20 protein-coding genes are annotated in these 20,802 nt (G+C 37.0%); 5 read left to right on the forward strand and 15 right to left on the reverse strand.

The genetic code is table 11. From position 1 onward, the window contains the following. Positions 1-199: 199 nt before the first annotated feature. Genes ACWIUX_RS05720 through ACWIUX_RS05730 form a run of 3 tightly spaced genes read right to left on the reverse strand, consistent with a single transcriptional unit; the run spans position 200 to position 1,762 of the window. Positions 200-586 (reverse strand): HEPN domain-containing protein, encoded by a 387-nt coding sequence (locus tag ACWIUX_RS05720; RefSeq protein WP_448589768.1) that lies wholly within the window; start codon positions 584-586, stop codon positions 200-202. After that, the gene (locus ACWIUX_RS05725) at positions 576-1,031 is read right to left on the reverse strand and encodes a hypothetical protein (protein ID WP_448589769.1); all 456 of its coding nucleotides are present in this window, start codon (positions 1,029-1,031) and stop codon (positions 576-578) included. The genes ACWIUX_RS05720 and ACWIUX_RS05725 overlap by 11 nt, the downstream gene beginning before the upstream one ends. Beyond that, positions 1,031-1,762, reverse strand: a complete 732-nt coding sequence (locus ACWIUX_RS05730) for a TIGR04255 family protein (RefSeq protein WP_448589770.1) — start codon at positions 1,760-1,762, stop codon at positions 1,031-1,033. Before ACWIUX_RS05730 ends, ACWIUX_RS05725 begins: the two co-directional genes overlap by 1 nt. A 365-nt stretch (positions 1,763-2,127) precedes the next feature. Here ACWIUX_RS05730 and ACWIUX_RS05735 point away from each other — a divergent pair, with 365 nt between their 5' ends. Beyond that, positions 2,128-3,285, forward strand: a complete 1,158-nt coding sequence (locus ACWIUX_RS05735; RefSeq protein ID WP_448589771.1) for a glycerate kinase — start codon at positions 2,128-2,130, stop codon at positions 3,283-3,285. A gap of 26 nt (positions 3,286-3,311) precedes the next feature. On the opposite strand, the gene ACWIUX_RS05740 is transcribed toward ACWIUX_RS05735, so the two are convergent. The 12 genes from ACWIUX_RS05740 to rfaD form a co-directional block, all read right to left on the reverse strand. Then, the gene (locus tag ACWIUX_RS05740) at positions 3,312-3,854 is read right to left on the reverse strand and encodes a 2-oxoacid:acceptor oxidoreductase family protein (RefSeq protein ID WP_448589772.1); all 543 of its coding nucleotides are present in this window, start codon (positions 3,852-3,854) and stop codon (positions 3,312-3,314) included. Continuing rightward, positions 3,847-4,596: a thiamine pyrophosphate-dependent enzyme gene (locus ACWIUX_RS05745; protein ID WP_448589773.1), complete on the reverse strand. Its 750-nt coding sequence runs from the start codon at positions 4,594-4,596 to the stop codon at positions 3,847-3,849. The genes ACWIUX_RS05740 and ACWIUX_RS05745 overlap by 8 nt, the downstream gene beginning before the upstream one ends. A gap of 3 nt (positions 4,597-4,599) precedes the next feature. Then, positions 4,600-5,652, reverse strand: coding sequence for a 3-methyl-2-oxobutanoate dehydrogenase subunit VorB (locus tag ACWIUX_RS05750; RefSeq protein ID WP_448589774.1), 1,053 nt, complete (start codon positions 5,650-5,652; stop codon positions 4,600-4,602). Positions 5,653-5,676: 24 nt separating this feature from the next. Continuing rightward, entirely contained in the window at positions 5,677-5,901 is a 225-nt protein-coding gene (locus ACWIUX_RS05755; RefSeq protein ID WP_448589796.1) for a 4Fe-4S dicluster domain-containing protein, read from the reverse strand. Beyond that, positions 5,894-6,583: a hypothetical protein gene (locus ACWIUX_RS05760; protein WP_448589775.1), complete on the reverse strand. Its 690-nt coding sequence runs from the start codon at positions 6,581-6,583 to the stop codon at positions 5,894-5,896. The genes ACWIUX_RS05755 and ACWIUX_RS05760 overlap by 8 nt, the downstream gene beginning before the upstream one ends. Positions 6,584-6,585: 2 nt before the next feature. Next, positions 6,586-8,706: an acetate--CoA ligase family protein gene (locus ACWIUX_RS05765; RefSeq protein WP_448589776.1), complete on the reverse strand. Its 2,121-nt coding sequence runs from the start codon at positions 8,704-8,706 to the stop codon at positions 6,586-6,588. A 20-nt stretch (positions 8,707-8,726) separates the two neighbouring features. Continuing rightward, positions 8,727-9,209, reverse strand: a complete 483-nt coding sequence (locus ACWIUX_RS05770) for a hydrogenase maturation protease (RefSeq protein WP_448589777.1) — start codon at positions 9,207-9,209, stop codon at positions 8,727-8,729. A gap of 148 nt (positions 9,210-9,357) precedes the next feature. Continuing rightward, positions 9,358-9,885: a putative metalloprotease CJM1_0395 family protein gene (locus ACWIUX_RS05775; RefSeq protein WP_448589778.1), complete on the reverse strand. Its 528-nt coding sequence runs from the start codon at positions 9,883-9,885 to the stop codon at positions 9,358-9,360. 107 nt (positions 9,886-9,992) lie between these two features. Continuing rightward, positions 9,993-10,574: a Ni/Fe-hydrogenase, b-type cytochrome subunit gene (gene cybH / locus ACWIUX_RS05780; protein WP_448589779.1), complete on the reverse strand. Its 582-nt coding sequence runs from the start codon at positions 10,572-10,574 to the stop codon at positions 9,993-9,995. An 11-nt stretch (positions 10,575-10,585) separates the two neighbouring features. Next, a complete protein-coding gene (locus tag ACWIUX_RS05785) occupies positions 10,586-12,148 on the reverse strand; it encodes a nickel-dependent hydrogenase large subunit (protein ID WP_448589780.1) in 1,563 nt (520 codons plus the stop codon). A gap of 2 nt (positions 12,149-12,150) precedes the next feature. Then, positions 12,151-13,221 carry a hydrogenase small subunit gene (locus ACWIUX_RS05790; protein ID WP_448589781.1) on the reverse strand — a complete coding sequence of 357 codons (1,071 nt, stop codon included), beginning with the start codon at positions 13,219-13,221 and terminating at the stop codon, positions 12,151-12,153. Between the two features lie 344 nt (positions 13,222-13,565). Continuing rightward, positions 13,566-14,486: an ADP-glyceromanno-heptose 6-epimerase gene (gene rfaD / locus ACWIUX_RS05795; RefSeq protein WP_448589782.1), complete on the reverse strand. Its 921-nt coding sequence runs from the start codon at positions 14,484-14,486 to the stop codon at positions 13,566-13,568. Positions 14,487-14,753: 267 nt separating this feature from the next. On the opposite strand from rfaD, the gene ACWIUX_RS05800 reads away from it, so the two are divergent. Genes ACWIUX_RS05800 through ACWIUX_RS05815 form a run of 4 tightly spaced genes read left to right on the forward strand, consistent with a single transcriptional unit; the run spans position 14,754 to position 20,736 of the window. Beyond that, a complete protein-coding gene (locus ACWIUX_RS05800; RefSeq protein WP_448589783.1) occupies positions 14,754-17,186 on the forward strand; it encodes an ATP-dependent Clp protease ATP-binding subunit in 2,433 nt (810 codons plus the stop codon). Further along, on the forward strand, positions 17,183-18,532 hold the full coding sequence (radA, locus tag ACWIUX_RS05805) for a DNA repair protein RadA (RefSeq protein ID WP_448589797.1): 1,350 nt from the start codon (positions 17,183-17,185) through the stop codon (positions 18,530-18,532). The genes ACWIUX_RS05800 and radA overlap by 4 nt, the downstream gene beginning before the upstream one ends. Further along, complete coding sequence (gene disA, locus ACWIUX_RS05810) at positions 18,496-19,584, forward strand: DNA integrity scanning diadenylate cyclase DisA (protein WP_448589784.1); 1,089 nt, start codon at positions 18,496-18,498, stop codon at positions 19,582-19,584. Before radA ends, disA begins: the two co-directional genes overlap by 37 nt. 6 nt (positions 19,585-19,590) lie before the next feature. Then, on the forward strand, positions 19,591-20,736 hold the full coding sequence (locus ACWIUX_RS05815) for a YibE/F family protein (protein WP_448589785.1): 1,146 nt from the start codon (positions 19,591-19,593) through the stop codon (positions 20,734-20,736). Positions 20,737-20,802: the final 66 nt, after the last annotated feature.

Raw genomic sequence — 20,802 nt, forward strand, 5'->3', positions numbered from 1 at the left:
TATTAAAATAGATATCCTTTGAAAAAAGCTTTTCACCATAAAAAATTTTAAATTCATCCACCTCAAAATCTATTATGAAAAAAAACGGAATTGATCTTGAAGACAGCTCATTAATCTGATCTGCAAATTCATTCGCACAAGAAAACATAGACTATATTCTACGAATTAGGAATGTTATAGGTAGGTCCTTTATGCATTATTAATTCAAATTTTCACCTAATAACTTAAGCGCTTCGTTAGCTTTTAATATTGCCCTTTCTGCCGCATTTTTATCAATGCCTTTTCTTCCTTCATAATCAGCATCATTTCTCCATTTTCTTAGTTCATCTAAGATTTTGCCTAATTCTTTTTCATCAAGTTTATTCGAACTTTTATAATAACTAATAACCTTTTTATGAGTTCCCGGATCAGTTTCCTTGCTAGGCTTATAGGATTCTAATCCTGCCTTAATCCGTGAAATACAAAATATCCCATAATAGCTCCTACTGATTACTGACCTATTATATGCTTCCTCTATAGAATCTTTATTTGACTCAATATACAATTTCTGTGCCAATTTTATATAATCCTTCCAATCAAAATCCATACGGCTCCTCAGTAAAATTTAGCTTGTTATTAACTTTATCCATAATATGAACAAACCACTCGTCAAAAAGCTTTCTTTCAAGCTCTACTGCTTCTTTAGCATTATATAAAGATTTAATCACAATAAAAAGCTCATCCCATCCTTCTTCAGGATCTCTCTCAAGTTCAAGGACTAATTTAATATTTTCCCTGCCAAATACTCTATAAATATTTTCAGGAGCCTCATAAAGAATGTCAATCAAATATCCATTTTGCATAATAAATTTTCTGATCTCTTCTATATTTGAAAATTCATATTTTTCTTCTAATTGTTTAACCTTATTTTGGTTTGTAAAAAATACAGAAGTTTCATCTACTGGTCCATATTTTGGAAAATAATTTTTATATAAAGAATTTTCAGGTATAACAATCGATTGATCATTTTGTTCGATTAACGTTGGTAACACTATTTCACCTCCTCAAAAAGACTTCTACACTTATCTGTAATACATATCTCAAAAGCTTCCTCAATAGTTGTGTGAGCATTTTCAAGCCAGTTTAGTTCATTATCAAGTCCAACTTTTTCAGGCACCACCATAATATAGTAGATGTCAAGAGCTAGAGAGATAGTATCTGGTCTTTCAGGAATTATAGTCATTAAAGCCAAATGCAAAAGATCCCTTTCATTTTCATATGGGATATCAATCACAGTTTGAAATGACTTATATGCTTGAGGCAACCTATCCGGAGTAAGCGGATAAAAATTAAAATACTCTTTTATCTTTATATTTTGTTCCAAATCTATTTTATTTATGTAGCGCAATCCTATCTTTTTAAACCCTTTTGGACTCGCCACCTCTTTATATTTTCTTAAAATTTCTAAAATTAAAGATTTGAATTTTCCCCAGGTAGGATAAGGTTTTAGATAGTTAATAGTTAATAAATCTAAACCACTCTGTACCAGAGAATGCCTATCCTCGCTAAAAAACTGCATTCGCGGTGAAGGTATCCCGAACGCTTCACCTTCTTTTATCACGATGCCCGCTCCAAAACCCACCTGTTGCTGTTTTATTGGAAATTTATTTTTAATTCTTTCATAAAACATACCAGGAATCGTAGCATCCCAGGGTTGACCAGGAACAAATTGAAATTCACAAAGCGCTTCTACTATTGGTGGATTTTTATAGTTCTTTCCCAATTTATTTACCTCCTACCCTGAGAATTACTATAACTTTAATTTTACCATTACATTTCGCATAATACCCTATTAAGTCAACTTATGGTACGTTTCTATGTACCGCGTGCATCTCAATAGTAAGCAGGCATCTCATAGTAACACGAGCATCTTGCTCGTGGACAGTTTTTTGCTTTTTTTGCTTTTACGGCTACCAAGCAGGATGCCTGGCATACTTTGAACCACATTGCTTTCAAAATGCATTTTTGTTCTGTTCAAGTATCAAGATGGAATTATATCTTACCAAAAGTAGAGTTTGTGTTATGATTTTTTAAATGGCTATCAAGATATTAAATATAAAGGAGGAAGAGCTTTGCTCTACATAAAACATGAACAAGATAGTAATTGCCCCTGATTCATACAAAGGATGTCTAAGTGCTCTTGATGTTGCCAATATAATAGAGAGCGCTATATTAGAATTTTATCCAAAGATAAATATAGTAAAAGTTCCAATTGCAGATGGGGGTGAGGGAACAGTAGATGCTCTAGTTACTGCTACTAAGGGTAAATTCATTTATAGTGAGGTATTAAACCCTTTAGGAGAAAAGATATTAGCAAAGTGGGGAATATTAGGGGACGGCACTAGCGCCGTAATCGAGATGGCTTCAGCCTCAGGACTACCCTTAGTCCCAAAGGAGAAGAGGAATCCTTATATTACTTCTACATTTGGCACAGGCCAGCTAATTCTTTCAGCTTTAAATGCCAAATGCAAAAAAATTGTTATTGGAATCGGCGGAAGCGCTACAAACGACGGCGGGGCCGGGATGGCAAAGGCTTTAGGAGTAAAGTTCTTTGACGAATCGGACAATGAGCTTGAAGAAGGAGGGCTTGCCCTACAGAAGTTAAAGAGGATAGACATATCCAATATAGACCCGCGCATAAAGGATGTTGAAATTCTAGTAGCTTGTGACGTTGATAACCCGCTGTGTGGACCTCGTGGCGCATCTGCAGTTTATGGTCCACAAAAGGGTGCAACTCCTGAAATGGTAAAGGAACTTGACAAGGCTCTTCTGAACTTTTCTAAAGTTAGTAAAGAAGCCACAGGAAAGGATGTAAAGGATATTCCCGGTGCAGGCGCAGCAGGAGGTCTGGGTGCCGGATTAATGTTATTTACTAACGCATCACTTATTCCTGGAGTTGAATTAGTGTTAAAGATAACAGGATTCGATACTTTAGTAAGAGATGCAGATCTGGTAATCACTGGAGAGGGTAACACGGACTTTCAAACTGTTTTCGGGAAAGCCCCTGTCGGCGTTGCAAAAGCAGCCAAAAAATACAATATACCTGTAATTTGCATCTCTGGAGGGTTGGGAGACGGTTATGAATCGGTTTTTGAAAATGGCATCGATGCTATTATCAGCATATCATCCAAACCTGCCTCGCTGGAAGAGTGCATGTTAAACGGTGCAACTCTATTAAAATCCGCCACAAAAAGACTTATAAGAGTACTGCAGGTAGGAATGCTAATAGGGAAAAAGAGCGGCTAAAGTATACTTTAAGCCGCTCAAAGAATTTAGCCCTTTACAGTCTTTAAACCCAGATCAAGCGCTTCATAATTTAGAGGCAACAAATGGTGATATTTATTAGAAAAGACCTTTGGAAGAACTTCCTTTATACTATCTAATGGCATAATATTTGAAACGCCAATATATGCGCCAAGCATAATCATATTTGCTAACTGTGGTTTACCCATTTGGTTTGCAAGGTGATTTATTTCAATTCCCACAACCCTTGACGCCTTTTGATGGCTTACCTTGTCTTTTATTAAAGATGCATTGTACATTAAAATACCATTCTCTTTTAATGTGGGGGCAAATTTTTCAAGTGAAGGTTGATTCATAATTATTAAAGAAGTTGGCTCATCTATGTAGGGAGAAGAAACAGGATAATCTGAAATGACTACCATACAATTAGCTGTACCGCCCCTCTGTTCTGGTCCATAACTTGGCAAATAGCTTACTTCTTTACCAAAGTTAAGACCTGCATAGGCTAAAACTTGCCCCATAGTCATAACTCCTTGCCCCCCAAACCCTGCAATGATCAATTCTTCAGTCATCCAAGCCTACCTCCTTATATACGCCTAATGGAAACTGCTTTGTCATATTCTCTTCCACCCACTTTGCAGCGTCTACAGGAGGCATTCCCCAGCCAGTCGGACACGCGCTCAAGAATTCAACTAAAGAAAAACCCTTTTCTTGAAGCTGATATTTAAATGCCTTTCTAACAGCATTTTTAGCCTTGATAACATATTTTGGAGAAGCTACCATCACTCTTTCTACATAAGCTACTCCATCAAAAGGAGCAAGCATTTCGGAAACTCTTATTGGATATCCCTGTTTTTTTACATCTCTTCCGAATGGAGTAGTGGCTGTTTTCATGCTGGGCAAGGTAGTCGGAGCCATCTGTCCTCCAGTCATACCATATATTGCGTTATTAACAAAAAATACACAGATATTTTCTCCTCGTAAAGCAGCATGAACTATTTCAGCAGTGCCAATAGCAGCTAGATCTCCATCACCCTGATAAGTCAGAACAAATTTATCTTTTGATACCCTCTTTATAGCAGTAGCTACAGCGGGAGCTCTCCCGTGAGCTGCCTCTGATACGTCTGTATCAAAGTATTCATAAATATATACAGCACATCCTACTGGCTGAACAACTATTGTCTTTTCTTTCAAACCAAACTCATCAATTGTCTCAGCAATAAGTCTGTGAATTATGCCGTGGTGACATCCTGGACAATAGTGAAACTGCTTTTGTGTCAAGGACTTTGGTCTTTCAAGGACTTGATTAGACATTTTTTAGGCCCTCCTTTCCAGAAGAGATTTTAGTTTATTGTATAGTTCATTTGGCGATGGAACTACTCCGCCAGCTCTTCCATAAAACTTTACTTCAATTTCATCTGGAACTACACGTCTAACGTCTTCAAGCATTTGGCCATAGCTCATCTCGCTCACAAATACAAGTTTTGCCTTCTTCGATGCCTCTTTTAGAGCATCCTCAGGGAATGGCCAAAGAGAAATAGGTCTGAAAAATCCTATTTTCCTTCCTTCATTTCTCAATCGATAAACTGCGCTCTTAAGTATCCTTGCCACAGTTCCATAAGCTACTGCTAAAATTTCCATATCATCTGATATATCCTCTTCGAAATTTATCTCTTCGTTTATATTTTTAAATTTTTCTTGCAGACGAAGGTTGTGTTCCTCTAAAGTCTTTGGATCTAGGTAAAAAGAAATTATTTTGTTTGCAGGTCTCCCTTTTGCCCCAGTTAGAGCCCAATCCTTTACAGAAGGTTTGCTAGTACCCTGTTCTGGTAGGCTAACAGGTTCCATAATCTGACCGAGTGCTCCATCAGCTAAAATCATAACAGGATGTCTATATTTTTCAGCTATATCAAATGCCCCATATACCATAGATGCTGCCTCAGAAACAGATGATGGAGCAAAGGTAATCAATTTATAATCTCCATGTCCTCCGCCCTTTGTAGATTGAAAATAATCGCTTTGGGATGGCTGGATATTTCCAAGACCAGGGCCGCCTCTCATTACATTTATTAACACCGCAGGAAGTTCAGCACCCACCAAATATGAAATTCCCTCCTGCATAAGACTTATTCCAGGGCTAGAAGACGAAGTCATAACTCTTACGCCGGCAGCCGCAGCGCCATAAACCATATTTATGACAGATACCTCACTTTCAGCCTGCAAAAATACCCCCCCAACTTCTGGCATTCTTCTTGACATATAGTGAATTAGCTCTGTTTGAGGAGTAATAGGATATCCAAAATATGCGTTGCATCCTGCCCTTATTGCCGCCTCAGCCATAGCTTCGGTTCCCTTCATTAAAACTCTCACAAACGTCCCTCCTTTATAAGTTTTTTATTTTTCTACTTCTACCTTTTCATCCCTGTAAACTGTTATCGCAACATCAGGACACACCATATAACAAAATCCACATCCCTTACACTCTTCTCCAACAAACTCGCTCACCCTGTAACTTTTTGAATTGAATTTTTCTCCAATTCTCAAGTTTCCAAAATTACACGCTGCAACGCATAATCCGCATCCCTTACATCTCTCAACATCAATTACTACTTTAGCCATCACTCAAGTTCCTCCCTTCTTCCCAAGGATAAAATAACAAAGGTTCAATAGGAATATAGCCCTTGAAATATTCTTCAAACTCTTTCTGAACAAATCTAAAAAGAACTTCAAGGTTTAGTTCTTCTACGATTTTGTTTGCTAGCTTCTCTCCTAAAAGCATTTCGTCCAAAGTAGCGCCTTTGCCAAGATAAAGGTTTATCGCTACGCTATTAAAGTTAAGCTTACTAGATCTTTGAATGGAACTTATGGTTTCATATACCCTTTCAGAAGAGTTAGAAAAGGGTCTAAATGGATTGAAAACAAAAATTGGGATTGTGTTTCTTTTAACCAAAAGGTCATTTAAAGATCCAAGAACAATAGCGCCATCACTATTGCCTCCCACATCTATGATCAAAAAATTACCGTTATCTTCAAGTAAACTTCTAATTTTATAAGCAACAATTGGTATGTCTATATTGATAAATTCTTCAGGAATATTAACTACTTCGAAGGGTAGATCAAGTTTCTTTTCATTGTTTACATGTCTAATCGTTCTCATAATCTTAACGTTATCAAGGTCTATAACTAAAACAGGATTATCTTTTGAGAATATTCCACCTAGTTTAAGAACGATTTCAGATTTTCCAGAACCAGCTTCCCCACAAAGAACGTAAACCGGATAGCCTTCCATTTCAGACCTCATTATTATTTCTCAAGCAATATTCTAGAATCAACTATAACCACAGCATCTTTATATGCAAATATGGGATTAAATTCCATCTCTTTAATTTCAGGATGCAAACACAATATCTCTGAAAACCTTACGAGTAAGGAGGCTATCTTCTCCTGGTCAGCAGGCTCCTCCCCTCTAATTCCCGTTAAGATCTTATAAGATTTCAATTCTTTCATCATATCCATAGCCATTTGTGTAGTTAAAGGAGCCATTGCAAAAGATACATCCTTTAAGACCTCAACGTAAATACCTCCAAGACCCAACATAACTACAGGTCCAAAGTCTTTATCGTTAAAACCACCAACAATTAACTCTTTACCCCTTTTTTCCAATTTTTGATAAGATATGCCCACAACCTTTGCACTTGGATTATAATTTCTTGCATTTTCTATAATCTTTTTATATGCGTCTATAAGCTCTTCTTTAGAGTTAATTCCTAAAATTACTCCACCAGCATCAGATTTGTGAATTATCTCGTGCGACACAACTTTAGCCACACCTGGAAATACGATGTCCTTACAATTTTGTATATCCTCAATAGAAGAAAAGAAATAGCTCCTTGAAAGCGGCATTTTATAATCGTTTAAAAATTCAGACAGATCTGGTTCAATTAACGACATCTCTTTCATCTTCAAGTATTTTGCAATTATACCCTTTGCCTTTTTTGAGACCTTTGAAGAAAGATTTTTAGCTTGCCAAGGGCTCTTTTCTCTAAAAGTTGTATACAGAGAAGATATGTATAAAGAATCAATACAATCAATTATATTGTTGTAGACAAGCATCCCCTTCTTCTCTAACTTTAGTTTTACCCTATTTGTATAATTCCCGCCTATCATAATTGAAAAGTACGGTTTAGAACTAGAAATAACTTCTGTAGGAAGGACATCCACTATCTTCTCATCCATACCAGGTACCTGTATCAGGTTTATTCCCAGTACGGCATCCACCCCTTTATCCGCCTGAATAATCTTGAGGGAATTAACATAATCTTCACCGTTTCCCGATCCTGTTATATCCACTGGATTATTAACGCTGGCGAACTCTGGCAAGATACCCTTTAACTTTTTCTTTGTGGACTCAGACAAATTAGCCATCTTAAAAGATTTTTCTACCGCATAATCTGTGGTCATAACTCCAGCCCCACCACCATTAGTTAATATAGCCACTCTTTTCCCTTTTACAGGACCTGCCTTTACTAAAGCTTTCGCAGCATTAAAGAGCTCTCTAAAGTCTTTAACCATAATTATTCCAGCTTGTTTACATGCACTCCTAAAAAGGAGTCCGCTTCCAGCCATACTTCCCGTATGGGATGCTGCAGCCTTTGTTCCCTCTTCAGTAAGTCCAGCTTTCATAATTAGGATAGGTTTTACTTTAGATGCAGCACTTGCCTTTTCAAAGAAAACTCTAGGATTGTCAACCCCCTCTATATACAAACAAATTACTTCTGTATCGTCATCCTTAATCAGATAATCAATCAAATCAAGTTCGTTTACGTCTACCTTGTTTCCATAGGAAACTCCCTTTGATATACCTATCTTTTCAGACGCTGCCCAATCCATGATAGCCGCAAGAAATGCTCCACTTTGAGACAAAAAGGCTATGCTTCCTGGACCTGGTCTTGCTTGTTTTTGTTTTGAGAGAAATGAGGTATCAAGTCTGGATTTCGCATCATAAATACCTAAGCAATTTGGGCCAATTATTCTCATAGAATATCTTTTTGCAATATCTAAGATTTGATCCTCTAAATCCTTTCTTCCAACCTCTTTAAAGCCTGAGGTTACAATAACTGCACCCAAACATCCAGACCTACCTGCATCTTCAAGCACAACAGGAACAATTTCTCTTGGAACAGCGATTACAGCAAGATCTACAGGTTCAAAGAGATCCTGGAGGCTAGCATAAGCTCTTATTCCCAAAATCTCGGTTGCATTCGGATTAATAGGAAAAACCTGACCTTTAAAGTCGAGAAGATTTTCCAAAATAGTATAACCCACTGAGCCAGGCTTCCTTGAAGCTCCCAATACCGCCACGTTTCTTGGGTTAAAGAAGAAATCTAGATCTGTTACTTCAACATTGCCGTTAGATGTGCGCACCAAAATGTTAACATCCTCCCTCATGATAAATTGCGTTCGTTATTAGAAGTCAAAAAGCTCTCAACCTCTTCTACTATAAGCTCAACTAACCTTGGGAGTTTTTCTCTTACTGGTTTACTAAGTTCTAATGAATATCCTATATCCATCGGCTCCATACCAAAAAAAATGCTTTTCTTAGGCTTTTTACCAACCAATTCAGCTAAGCTCAGCGTCTCTGGAACTCCCATCTGGTGAGGGGAAAGCACAACGCTTCTTTGATATCTCATCTCTTCGGGATTATATTTGTAAATAGTGCCTGGTAAATTACCACCTCTAATAGCATCAACAAATATTACAAAGTCTACTCCTTCAAAATAAGCTATCAAATCAGGCCCGCTTGTCCCACCTGCCAAAAGCTTCACTTCTTTCGGTAAAGAAATTCTTTTCAATTCTTTTATTACATGAACCCCTAAACCATCATCTCCTTGTAATTCATTTCCAATTCCTAATATCAGTACTTTCATATTCTCCCCTCAAATCAAGATTCAACCCCTAATACAAACAAATAAATTATGAACTGGTTTTTTATTTTTGTCAAATAAGTTAAATTAATAGCTTTAATTTAGGGCAAAAAAGATATAAAGATGATTAAATATAAAATAAGTTTGGTATTTATAATGTTGTATTTATTTGATTTTTTGAATTACTAGCGTTGCTAAGGTGCAATTTATGGCTCTCAATTAAGTACTTTTGTTCCTGAGCTTGGATAATAATCATCTGTGCTTGCGAGGCTACACTGTAATCTTGGGAGGAAGGTTGTGCTGGAGCTAAAGCCGCCCTAATAACTGTTTGCATTTTTTGGATTGTTGCATCTGGATTGTTCGGGACAGGTGAAACGTCTATTGTCACATCCCCTCCGACAGCATATAATTTTCCATCAGGCCCTGTAACGTAGACATAATTAGGCCCTGATGTAGCCAATCCTCCTGATGCAGCAATGTGTGCCTGTTCGTGAGCGCGCACCTCTTGATCAGTTTTCTTTAACTGCTCAATTTGCTGTTCAACCTGTGCAGAAAACTTCCTTTTTAATAAAGATATAGCATTAGAACTAGAGCTTATATTCGAACTAACGGCACTAGCATTATTGTTTCTAGAGGAACTAATATCATTAGATACCATAAAACTACTGGCCTCAGACATTTTACTCCTCCATAATCACTATTGAGAAGACTCTAAGGTTAATTATATAACAAAACCCCGGATTTATAGAAAAAAATCCGGGGTAAAGTAAAGAATCCTACTTAAAACTATTCCTTTTTAGCAATTCCAAAGAACATAAGAGGTACCTGATCCCATGCCTCTGTAACTGAAAGATATACGTGACCAATAATGAATATAATAAACGCAAACATACCAAAATAGTGCCACAATCTTAGATAATACAAACCTCCAAAGAAGTGTACAACTCCTGAAAAAGCACCTGTAGGCCACAAAAGCGCAAAACCTGTTGTTGCTTGAAAGGCAAATAAGACAATCAAAAGCCAGCTATATGCAACTTTTTGAAGAGGGTTATACTTTCCTGTATGAGGATGTGGCCCTAAAAAGAGATAGTATTTTATCTGTGGAATAATATTTTTAAAGTCTTCTTTGGTATATGCAAATTCCCTCCAATCCCTATCCGAACCTGCAAATGCAAAATAAATTCTAAATATTGCATTTAAAATCCAGATGTACGCTAGTGAAAAGTGAAGCCATCTGAGCGCACCCATCCATCCTGGTGCAAACGGACTGTGAATATACCATCCCGATACAATTAAACCTAACATGCAAAGCAGATTTATCCAGTGCATAACTCTTTGTGGCAGAGGGTGATCTTCTAAACGTGCCATAATATACCTCCCTACTCCACAACAAACTTTATAATACGATTGCTCTCTGGATGTATAACATGAACAGCACAGGCCAAGCATGGGTCAAAAGATCTAATATTTCTTACTACATTTATTGGGTTTTCAGGATCAGGAACAGGAATTCCTATTAGCGATTGTTCATACTGACCACGAACGTTGTTCGCATCCCTAGGAGAGGCATTCCAGGTAGTAGGAACAACCTGTTGATAATTCTTAATCTTCTTGCCTTCGATCACTGCCCAGTGACTTAAAAATCCTCTTGGAGCTTCAACAAAACCAAAGCCTTTTGCATTATCTGGGGTAGGCTTGTCGTCGTTTACAATTAATGGACCCTTGCCCATAAGTTCAGCTAACTGATCAACCCACTTCATAACATTCTTTGATACGTCTACTGCTTGATAAGCTCTTGCCGCATGGCGAGCTAAAAATCCTGGCTTAATGTTCAACTTTGTAACAATATCCATAAATTCCTTTGGTTGGACAGTCATAGCCCACGCAAGAGGGCCAACCTCGTAAGGCTTTTCATCGTAACGAGGAGCCTTTAAGAAGCTGTAAGCCCCTTCCTTTTTCAGATCAAACTTCGTCTCCCCTACAAAGGGCTGAAGGAAAGGTTGATTGTTTGAATAATCATACCATGAATGAGCTACTGACTCTGCAATCTTTTGTCCATCCAGAGGCTGAACAGCGCTTAGATTTCCGTCTGTAACTACCCCACCCTTCCACAAGAAATCTTTGCCACTATTATCCAAGGGGAATTCTGGACACGAAAGGTAGTTGTTATACCCTCCGCCAAGACCAGCCTGCCCAACAGGAAGAAGTGGGCCTGCCCCAAGGAAGAGGATATCCTTCCAGTAAACGTTTTGTACAAAATCAATAACTTTTGCAATATATTCTTTATATTTTACTAAATCTTCAAGATTTGGATGATAAGTTACACCACCCTGAATAACTCCTGCCTGGTGTGGTGATTTACCACCAAATATTGCTATGCACTTTTGCGCAATAGCTCTCGCCTCAATAGCCTGCAGATAGTGACTTACAAGCGTAGTTACAATCTCTGGATCTGTAATTGTATATTGATCATTTTTATATGTAGGCGTAAAGGGCGACGTATCGTTTGCCTTTATGAGTGATACTATCTTGTCCTTTATTGCCAAAAGCTTTGGATCATTCCCTTTATAACCAGCAACTGCCGTTATATCAATGTAATCAGGTGCATTCAAGTTATAAAAGATCTGTATATGGTCCCCCATATAAAGTGCAGCTAGCATAAGATTTCTTAGAAGTATGCCTGCCTCTGGAACCTTACAACCATATGCCATATCAAGTGCCCTTGAAGAGCACAAGCCATGTACCATAGTACACACGCCACAAGATCTCTCTGTAACGTAAATGGCATCCATTGGCTGCCTGCCAATTAACATTGCCTCAAATCCCCTTGCCATTGTACCAGAGGACCACGCATCCTTAACTACGCCATTTTCTATTTCAACTTCTATCCTCAAATGACCTTCAATTCTTGTAACGGGATCTATAACAATTCTGTTCGCCATAGCTATTTATCTCCCTCCTTCTTCTTGCCAAATACAGATCGGCCAACAAGGTGGGCAGCAACGCCTAAAGCAGTTACAGCTGCAGCGACTGTACCAACGGTTTCAGATGGAACTCCTCCAATACCTGGCAAATTAACGTCATTTGATTTCTCATAAAGCGGTGAAAATCCAGCATAGAATTCTGGCTGCGAGCAACCCGCGCAAGGAGCACTAGCCTTTATGCACCAACTTACGTTATCGTTAAAACCTCTTGATGGGCAATCGCTAAAAGTGAAAGGCCCCTTACATCCCTTTAGATAAAGACAGTATTCTGCTTGATTCGGATCACCATAATTGGTTACAAATTCGCCGCGCTCGAAATGACCTCTTCTTGGGCAGTTGTCGTGAATAAGGGTTCCGAAAAACATCAGCGGTCTTTGATGAATGTCAAGTGGTGGAGCCTTTTTGAAGGTAAGATAATAAACAAGGGTTCCAACAAGGTGATCAGGGTTGCATGGACACATCGGAAGATTAATAACCTTTTCCTTTCCGACAATATCGCTTACACCTCTACCCTTTGAAGGAGTATCCTGAACTACTCCGCCCCAGCTAGCACAAGAACCAAGCGCAATTACTACAGAAGCTTTTTTATATGCTTCCTTTAGAGTTTCAACTACCGGTCTTCTCGCTGGATTGGTATCGCTCATAGTTCCTGCTGTACAAAACATCGGATCTGCAGTCGGTATTGAACCCTCAACTACTAAAACGTAATTCCCAGCTTTCAGGGCTTCATCCAAAGCCTTATCGGCAAGGTATCCTGTACCAAACATTACAGTCTCATGGTACTTCAAACTGATAGTATCGAGAATAATCTGTGCAGGAGTTGGTTCTGTGAGGTTAAGAAAGGCCTCTGAACAGCCAGCACAATCTTGACCCTCTAACCAAATAACAGGAGTTTTCTTGCTTGCGTTTTCGACAGCATCAGCAATCTTTGGAGCGAAAGACTCGCTTAAGCCTAAATAGACGGCCATAGCCGCACAGGCTTTCATAAAATCCCTTCTACTAACCTTTCTTTTAGCTAAACTTGATAACAAAAATAACACCCCCTTCATGAAGGTAAAAAAATTCTTAAACCAAACGAAAAGCTATTTGTTTCTTGCTACCCCTCCTCTCTTTTTCATGAGAGTTATTGAAATCACGTACGACAAATCCCTTCATGAGATTTGTCAAAATGATTACCTTGAACATGTATTGTAACATAAAATTTGAATTTTTTATAAATTCTGATAATTCAAATAATTTTATCTTTTTATATATCCAAATAGCTTATATCTAAAATAAATAAATAACATACTTAATAAATAAAATATTCCTTTGTTTGATAAACAACGTAGTCTTGAAAAAATTCGAATTAATCGCTTTTAAGCTACTAAAAATCCTAGCAATTTTCTAGATAATCTATATATTCCTTTATGCCTCTTTCTAGATCGTATTCAGGGCTATAACCAAGAAAAGACCTTGCCCTTGAAATATTAGCTTGTGTTAAATTTTGGTAAAAATCATAAGGACAATCAAAGTATTCTACGTTAATATCCTTTTTTGTAATGTCTGAGATTATTTTCACAATATCGTTAAACGATCTAGCAGAGCCAGTAGCTATGTTAAATATACCTGATACGTCGTTTTCCATCGCCTTTATATTTGCATTTACTACATCATTTATATAAACGAAATCCCTTTTTTGTTCGCCGTATTTAAATAGTCTTGGATTCAAACCATTTTTAATTCTCACAAACATTTGTCTTATCATGCTCGCATACTCACCCTTAAAGTCTTCACCAGGACCATATACATTAAAGTATCTCATCCCACAAACCTGAATTTCAGGATTTAAAGCCATAAACTTAAGGGCTATCATGTCCATCGCGTATTTTGAAAAGCCATAAACGTTTTCTGGAACCAAACCGCACTCTTCACTTTGGGGTGCAGGTGAGTTGCCATAAACTGCAGCACTAGAAGCATAAATTACCTTCGACTTAGAGCATATTGCACAATCAAGCAGATACTTAAACGATTCAGTATTAACCCTCATGACAAGCTCTTGATCCAAAACCCTTGTATCGGATATGGCAGCTTCATGAAATATAACGTCAAATCTGTAACTCTTTAAACTTTCCCAAAGTTCTTTAAGTGAAATATCAGCGGTTATTACTTCCCCCTTAAAACCCAAAAGGTTTTTAAAATGACCGCTAGAAAAGTTATCCAGAGCGTATATTTCATATGTGGGGAAATGACTTTCAAGAGCCTTAACTAAATTAGAACCTATAAAACCAGCAGCTCCTGTAACTAAAATTCTCAAGATATCAACCTCTTTTCAGCATTTATTAAAATTACTTAGCCTACACTAAATTTAAAAAGCGCTCTCATTAAGAATTAAGTTCTTGTACAAGCGTATTGCTTTTAATATAATTACACGCATAATTTTATACTATTTGCGTCCATCTGCCAAGTGATCTAGCCAAAAATTGAAAACTAACTTTACAAAAAATAACACTTTTCTAACTAAATGTTAATAAACATAGTATAATATATGTCAAGAAACTTAATTTAACTCTGGAGGTCTAAAATGTTTGAAAAGTTCACCGAAAAGGCAGCCAAGGCTATAATCCTTGCACAGGAAGAAGCCAAGCGCTTAGGCCATAACTTTGTCGGTACTGAACATATACTTTTAGGTCTCTTGGCTGAAGGAACAGGGATTGCAAATAAGGTTATCAACTCTATGGATATTGATCCTCAAGATATAAGACGTGAAGTAGAAAGGCTTATTGGCCGCGGCGGTGGTACCCTTATATCTGAAATTCCTTTCACGCCAAGAGCAAAGAAGGTACTCGAGCTTTCGTGGGAAGAGGCAAGGCTCTTGGGGCATAATCACATTGGCACTGAACATATACTTTTAGGGCTACTTAGAGAAGGAGAAGGAATTGGACCAAGGGTTTTAAAATCTTTTAACATGGATATCGGTAGGGTTAGAAGTCAAATTATCCAAATAATTTCTGGAGGTTCTGTAATTAAAAGCAAAGAAAGTAGCCGTACACCATTACTAAATGAGTTTGGAAGGGACCTTACTGCTCTTGCTCGAGAGAAAAAGCTTGATCCTGTTATTGGGAGAGACAAAGAAATAAGAAGGCTAATCCAAATAATGTGTAGAAGGACGAAGAACAACCCGGTTCTCATAGGAGATCCAGGAGTAGGCAAAACCGCAATAGTTGAAGGACTTGCTCAATCAATTGTCGATAACAATGTCCCACCAATGTTGAGAAAGAAGCGCTTAATCTCTCTTGATCTTGGTTTACTTATAGCAGGCACTAAATACAGAGGAGAATTTGAAGACAGACTTAAAAAGATAACCGAGGAGATAAAAAATGCTGGCAATATTATCCTTTTCATCGATGAATTACACACAATTGTAGGAGCTGGAGCTGCAGAAGGAGCTGTAGATGCCGCAAACATACTAAAACCTGCGCTTGCAAGAGGAGAAATTCAGTGTATTGGGGCAACTACTGTCGAGGATTATAGAAAGCACTTAGAAAGGGACGCAGGACTTGAAAGAAGATTCCACCCCATCCACGTAGAAGAGCCAACTCAAGAAGAGGCTATACAGATCCTACTTGGCTTAAAGGAGAAATACGAAGCGCACCATGGAGTAAAGATCTCTAACGAGGCCATAACTTCATCTGTTAAACTTGCCAAAAGATATATATCTGACAGATTTCTCCCGGACAAGGCGATTGATATCCTTGATGAAGCCTCTGCAAAGGTAAAACTTAGGGGATCGGTTATGTCTGATACCTGGAAAGAACTGTATAACAAATTAGAAAATGTAATTGAAGAGAAGGAAAACGTAATTAGGATGCAAGATTTCGAAAAGGCTGCAGCTCTTAGAGATAACGAGCAAAAAATAAGAGACGAGATATCTGCTTTTAGCGATCAAGAACAGATCGACACCATCGAAACAAAGGTTGTAACCGCAGAGGACATAGCAGAAGTTGTAAGCGAGTGGACAGGTATAGAATTAAAGAAACTCACAGAATCTGAGATGAAAAAATTGCTAAACCTTGAAGCCGCTTTACACAAGAGAATTGTTTCACAGGATGAGGCGGTAGTATCAATTGCAAAGACCCTAAGAAGAACACGAGCTGGTCTTCAAGATCCTAAAAAACCTTTAGGTTCATTCTTGTTTTTAGGTCCAACAGGCGTTGGAAAGACAGAACTTGCAAAAACTCTTGCTGAATATCTATTTGGTAGCGAGGAATCGTTATTAAGATTCGACATGTCTGAGTACATGGAAAAGCATACAGTATCTCGTTTAATTGGCGCACCTCCTGGTTACGTTGGTTATAGTGAAGGAGGCCAATTAACAGATGCAGTTAGAAGAAGACCCTCATCGGTCATCTTGTTTGATGAAATAGAAAAGGCACATCCGGATGTTTTCAACCTACTTTTACAAATTCTAGATGACGGTCGACTTACCGATGGCAAGGGAAGAACAGTTAATTTCAAAAATACAATACTAATAATGACGTCAAATCTAGGAACTCATATGCTAAAGGAGGGCTCACCTGGCTTTCTAACAAGTCCAAACTCGCTTGACTATGAAAAGCTAAAAAGTCAAATTCAAAGAGAACTAAAGGATACCTTTAGGCCAGAATTCTTAAATAGAATAGACGAAATAATCATTTTCAATTCTCTATCTCCTCAAGATATGATAAACATTACAAAAAAGATGCTTGAAAACGTTAAGGAAAAGTTAAAGGCAAATCTGATAGATATAACTTTTTCAGAAAAGGTTGTTAGCCAATTAGCAAAGGAAGGATACGATCCAAAGTTTGGAGCCAGACCACTTAAAAGGCTAATACAAAAGAAAATAGAAGATCCGATTGCAGATAAGATTATAGAAGGATCAATAAAACAATACGATTCAATAGAAGTTGACTACAATTCATGCGGATTCGTTTTTAAAAACGCTCAAGAACTTGTATCAACGAGGGATAGCAAATAGCAAATAAAAATAAGGACAAATTTATATGCGTAGAATGCGGATATGAAAGTGTCGTTTGGAGAGGGCAATGCCCGAATTGTAATGCGTGGAACAGTTTTCAAAGCAAAAGTGATTTTTTAGAAAAGGATGACGTATTAGATTTAGAAAATCTAGCTTATAAAGAAGAAGAAAGGTTATTATTTGAGCTATCAGATCTAAACGATATTTTTGGTGGCGGAGTCGTAAAAGGCTCTGTCACCTTGCTTTCCGGAGAACCAGGCATAGGCAAATCCACCCTTGCACTCCAGATGGCTAATCAAATTGCCTCTAAATATCAGGATGTATTATACGTATCCAGCGAAGAAACCGTAAGCCAAATTGCGTCCAGGTTAAAAAGATTAAGGCTTAGCGAAAAAATGATCAAGCTTGTATCGTGTTCTGACTTAAATAAGATTCTTAAAACGCTAAAAAATTACAATTTTTCCCTTGTTGTAATAGACTCAATACAAATGCTTTATGACAAAGATGATACCTCCCCTTTTGGTTCCTTTTCCCAGATTAAACAGTGCACCTCGAAAATAAATCAATTTTCCAAAGAATCAAACACCCCATTTTTGTTAATAGGCCATATAAACAAAGAAGGTTCAATTGCAGGCCCAAAATTCATAGAACATTTAGTTGATACTGTATTGTTTTTCCAAGGAGATAGATCTTCAGCCACAAGAACTCTTAGATCCTTGAAAAATCGCTACGGATCAACTAATGAGCTTATTATTTTTGAAATGAGAGAAGAGGGTTTGATAAAGCCAAAAAACATATCAGAGCTCATTTTAAGAAATAGCGATCTAGCTGGAACAACCTTTTGCATAACAATTGAAGGATCAAGACCTCTTCTTGTTCAAGTTGAATCCTTAGTTAACCAATCATTCAAAAATAGTCCAACTAGACTTTCTCATGGGATCAACTACAACCATTTTATGCTTATAATTGCAATATTAGAAAAACACTTAAACATGAAATTATACGATAAAGACATCTATTTAAACATTACAGGTGGCATAACCACAGAAGATAGGGGTATAGACCTTGCTATAGCAACCTCATTAATCTCATCTTATTATGATATCATAATACCTAAGAGTACAATTTTTATAGGCGAATGCTCCTTATCTGGAGAAGTACGTGCCGTTTACCAACTTGAAAAAAGGCTTAACGAAGCAGTTAAACTTTGCATTAAGAACGCCTTTATTAGTGAAAGCGAAATAGAACTTAAGAATATTAATCTATATAAAATTAAAAAACTAAAAGATTTATCGGATTGGATAAAAAAATGGAAAATTCAGTATTCAAAAGAAAAGATTGGGTAAAATCTTTAAAATTAATTTCGCCCGGAAGCCCGTTAAGGGATGGTGTAGATTTAATTCTCGATGCCAGAGGCGGTGCACTTATTGTCGTAGGTAACCCCGAAAAGACTCTTCCTATTACCGTGGGGGGATTCCCGCTTGATATAGAATTCACCCCAGCAAGATTGTTTGAATTGTCAAAAATGGATGGGGCTATAATCTTAAATGCCGATGCAAAAACAATACTTCGAGCTAACGCACTTCTAATACCAAATCCAAATATACCTACTGTAAATACAGGCTCAAGACACCAAGCAGCAGAGAGATTCGCAAAACAAACAGGTGAATTGATAATAGCAATATCACAAAGAAGAGGTGCTGTAACTCTATACAAAGGCGATCTAACATACTTGTTGAAAAGCAGTTCGTCTATTATGAGCCGCGCAAATCAAGCTCTTACTACTCTAGACAGTTATAAACAGGTGTTTAACAGATCCCTTGAACACCTAACAGTATTAGAATTTACCGATAGTGTTACGGCATCAGATATTGCAAATATTATTACAAGAGCGGAAATGTTAAAGTTTATAGAAGAAGAAATAGATACTTACATCATTCAACTTGGCAAGGACGGTCTTTTGACAAAGTGGCAACTATTAGAACTTATGTCTGGTGTAGAAGAAATTGAAATTCTAATATTAAAAGATTATCTCAGCGAAGACAAGCTGAAAGATATACCAAAATTGCTAGAAACCTTAAAGCAACTTAAATCAGAGCAAGACATATTAGATCAATTCGTTGTAATGAAACAATTAGGCTTTACTAATCCTGACCAACCTCTTATTCCAAGAGGATATAGGGCACTTGACAACATACCGAGGCTCCCTTCTCCCATAATAGAAAAGATAGTAGAAAATTACAAAAATCTAAACAAACTTTTAGGAACAAACGAAGAAGAACTGGACAAAATTGAAGGAGTAGGAAAAATTAGAGCTCACCAAATTGTAAACTGTCTAATGAGAATGAAAGATATTACAAAGACATTTTCTTCTAGAAATATAAACAAGATCTTGTAAGAATCAATGAAGAAGATCTTATTTATCCTCATATTTTTATCCTTCTTTTTCTCGTTTCTTTCTTTTAACAAGGTTCTAGCTGATCAGCAAAACCAAACTTACGAAGAAGCAAAAATAATATCAGTTACAAAGGAACCAAACAAAGAAAACCAAAATATTGAAGTTTTGAAAGTTAAACTTAGACTTACAACAGGGATATTTAAAGATAAAGAATTTATAACAGATTATGTTCACCAGGTAAACTCACCCTTTGATTTGAAACTTACACCAGGAGAAAACGTTATAGTCTACCAACAAATAATGCCTAATAAAGAGCCATCCTTTTTTATCTCAGATATAGCAAGGTATAATAAATATCCATGGCTCTTTTTAGCCTTTTTTATTTTAATCTACTTTGCAAGCGGACTAAGAGGGATATATTTAATGTTAGGATTAGTAGGATTTATCTTCTTTTTGTGGCTGTGGCTTATTCCCGCTCTGATAACAAATTTAAATATTCTTCTTATAACGATTTTAGTTTTGTTTGCCGGAATTATAATTCAGACCATAATAATATGCGGTTTTTCACAAAAATCATTAGCTGCCATAATAGGGACAATTTCAGGAATTACAATCGCAGCCATCTTTTCTTGCTACCTTAATAATTTTCTTAACGTAACAGGAATAATAAGCGAAGAAGGATTGCTTCTAAAGGATATAAACTTAAATATCAATTTTTCAAATCTTTTAACATCTGCTATGCTTATTGGCTCAACTGGAGCAGCAATCAAGCTATCAACAAGTATAGTCTCAACAGCACAGCAGTATAAAACACTTTTTCCAACATCAAGTTGGAAAGAAATTTTTAATTCCTGTTTTAGTTCAGGCAGAGAAAACTTGCCAGAAACACTGCAAACGCTCTACTTTGCCTATATTGGTTGTTACCTGCCTTTAATACTTTTAGTTTCAATACAAGGACCAACTCTCTCGTGGTTTAGAGTTTTCAGCCTCGAGGTGGTTGCAACAGAGATCGCACGTTCTTTTATAGCAATAATAGTACTCTTCGTAACGCTTCCAGTCACGTCCTTTTTTATATCAAAATTCTTATCTTCTAATATCCTCTTAAACCTCTTTTTAAAAATAGTAAATAAAATATTGGTAGTAATAAAGTAATGTGTATTTATACTAAATCTAAATGTTATAATGTGACTGTTAGAATTTGAAACAATTAGATGCAAA

It is taken from the genome of Thermodesulfobium sp., assembly GCF_053498235.1.

Excerpts from the sequence above, each read along its gene's own strand:
- ACWIUX_RS05735 (WP_448589771.1), top strand. The coding sequence starts at position 2,128 with ATGAACAAGATAGTAATTGCCCCTGATTCATACAAAGGATGTCTAAGT.
- ACWIUX_RS05785 (WP_448589780.1), bottom strand. The coding sequence starts at position 12,148 with ATGGCGAACAGAATTGTTATAGATCCCGTTACAAGAATTGAAGGTCAT.
- ACWIUX_RS05800 (WP_448589783.1), top strand. The coding sequence starts at position 14,754 with ATGTTTGAAAAGTTCACCGAAAAGGCAGCCAAGGCTATAATCCTTGCA.
- disA (WP_448589784.1), top strand. The coding sequence starts at position 18,496 with ATGGAAAATTCAGTATTCAAAAGAAAAGATTGGGTAAAATCTTTAAAA.
- ACWIUX_RS05815 (WP_448589785.1), top strand. The coding sequence starts at position 19,591 with ATGAAGAAGATCTTATTTATCCTCATATTTTTATCCTTCTTTTTCTCG.
- ACWIUX_RS05720 (WP_448589768.1), bottom strand. The coding sequence starts at position 586 with ATGGATTTTGATTGGAAGGATTATATAAAATTGGCACAGAAATTGTAT.
- ACWIUX_RS05775 (WP_448589778.1), bottom strand. The coding sequence starts at position 9,885 with ATGTCTGAGGCCAGTAGTTTTATGGTATCTAATGATATTAGTTCCTCT.
- ACWIUX_RS05760 (WP_448589775.1), bottom strand. The coding sequence starts at position 6,583 with ATGAGGTCTGAAATGGAAGGCTATCCGGTTTACGTTCTTTGTGGGGAA.
- ACWIUX_RS05755 (WP_448589796.1), bottom strand. The coding sequence starts at position 5,901 with ATGGCTAAAGTAGTAATTGATGTTGAGAGATGTAAGGGATGCGGATTA.
- ACWIUX_RS05745 (WP_448589773.1), bottom strand. The coding sequence starts at position 4,596 with ATGTCTAATCAAGTCCTTGAAAGACCAAAGTCCTTGACACAAAAGCAG.
- cybH (WP_448589779.1), bottom strand. The coding sequence starts at position 10,574 with ATGGCACGTTTAGAAGATCACCCTCTGCCACAAAGAGTTATGCACTGG.
- ACWIUX_RS05770 (WP_448589777.1), bottom strand. The coding sequence starts at position 9,209 with ATGAAAGTACTGATATTAGGAATTGGAAATGAATTACAAGGAGATGAT.
- ACWIUX_RS05740 (WP_448589772.1), bottom strand. The coding sequence starts at position 3,854 with ATGACTGAAGAATTGATCATTGCAGGGTTTGGGGGGCAAGGAGTTATG.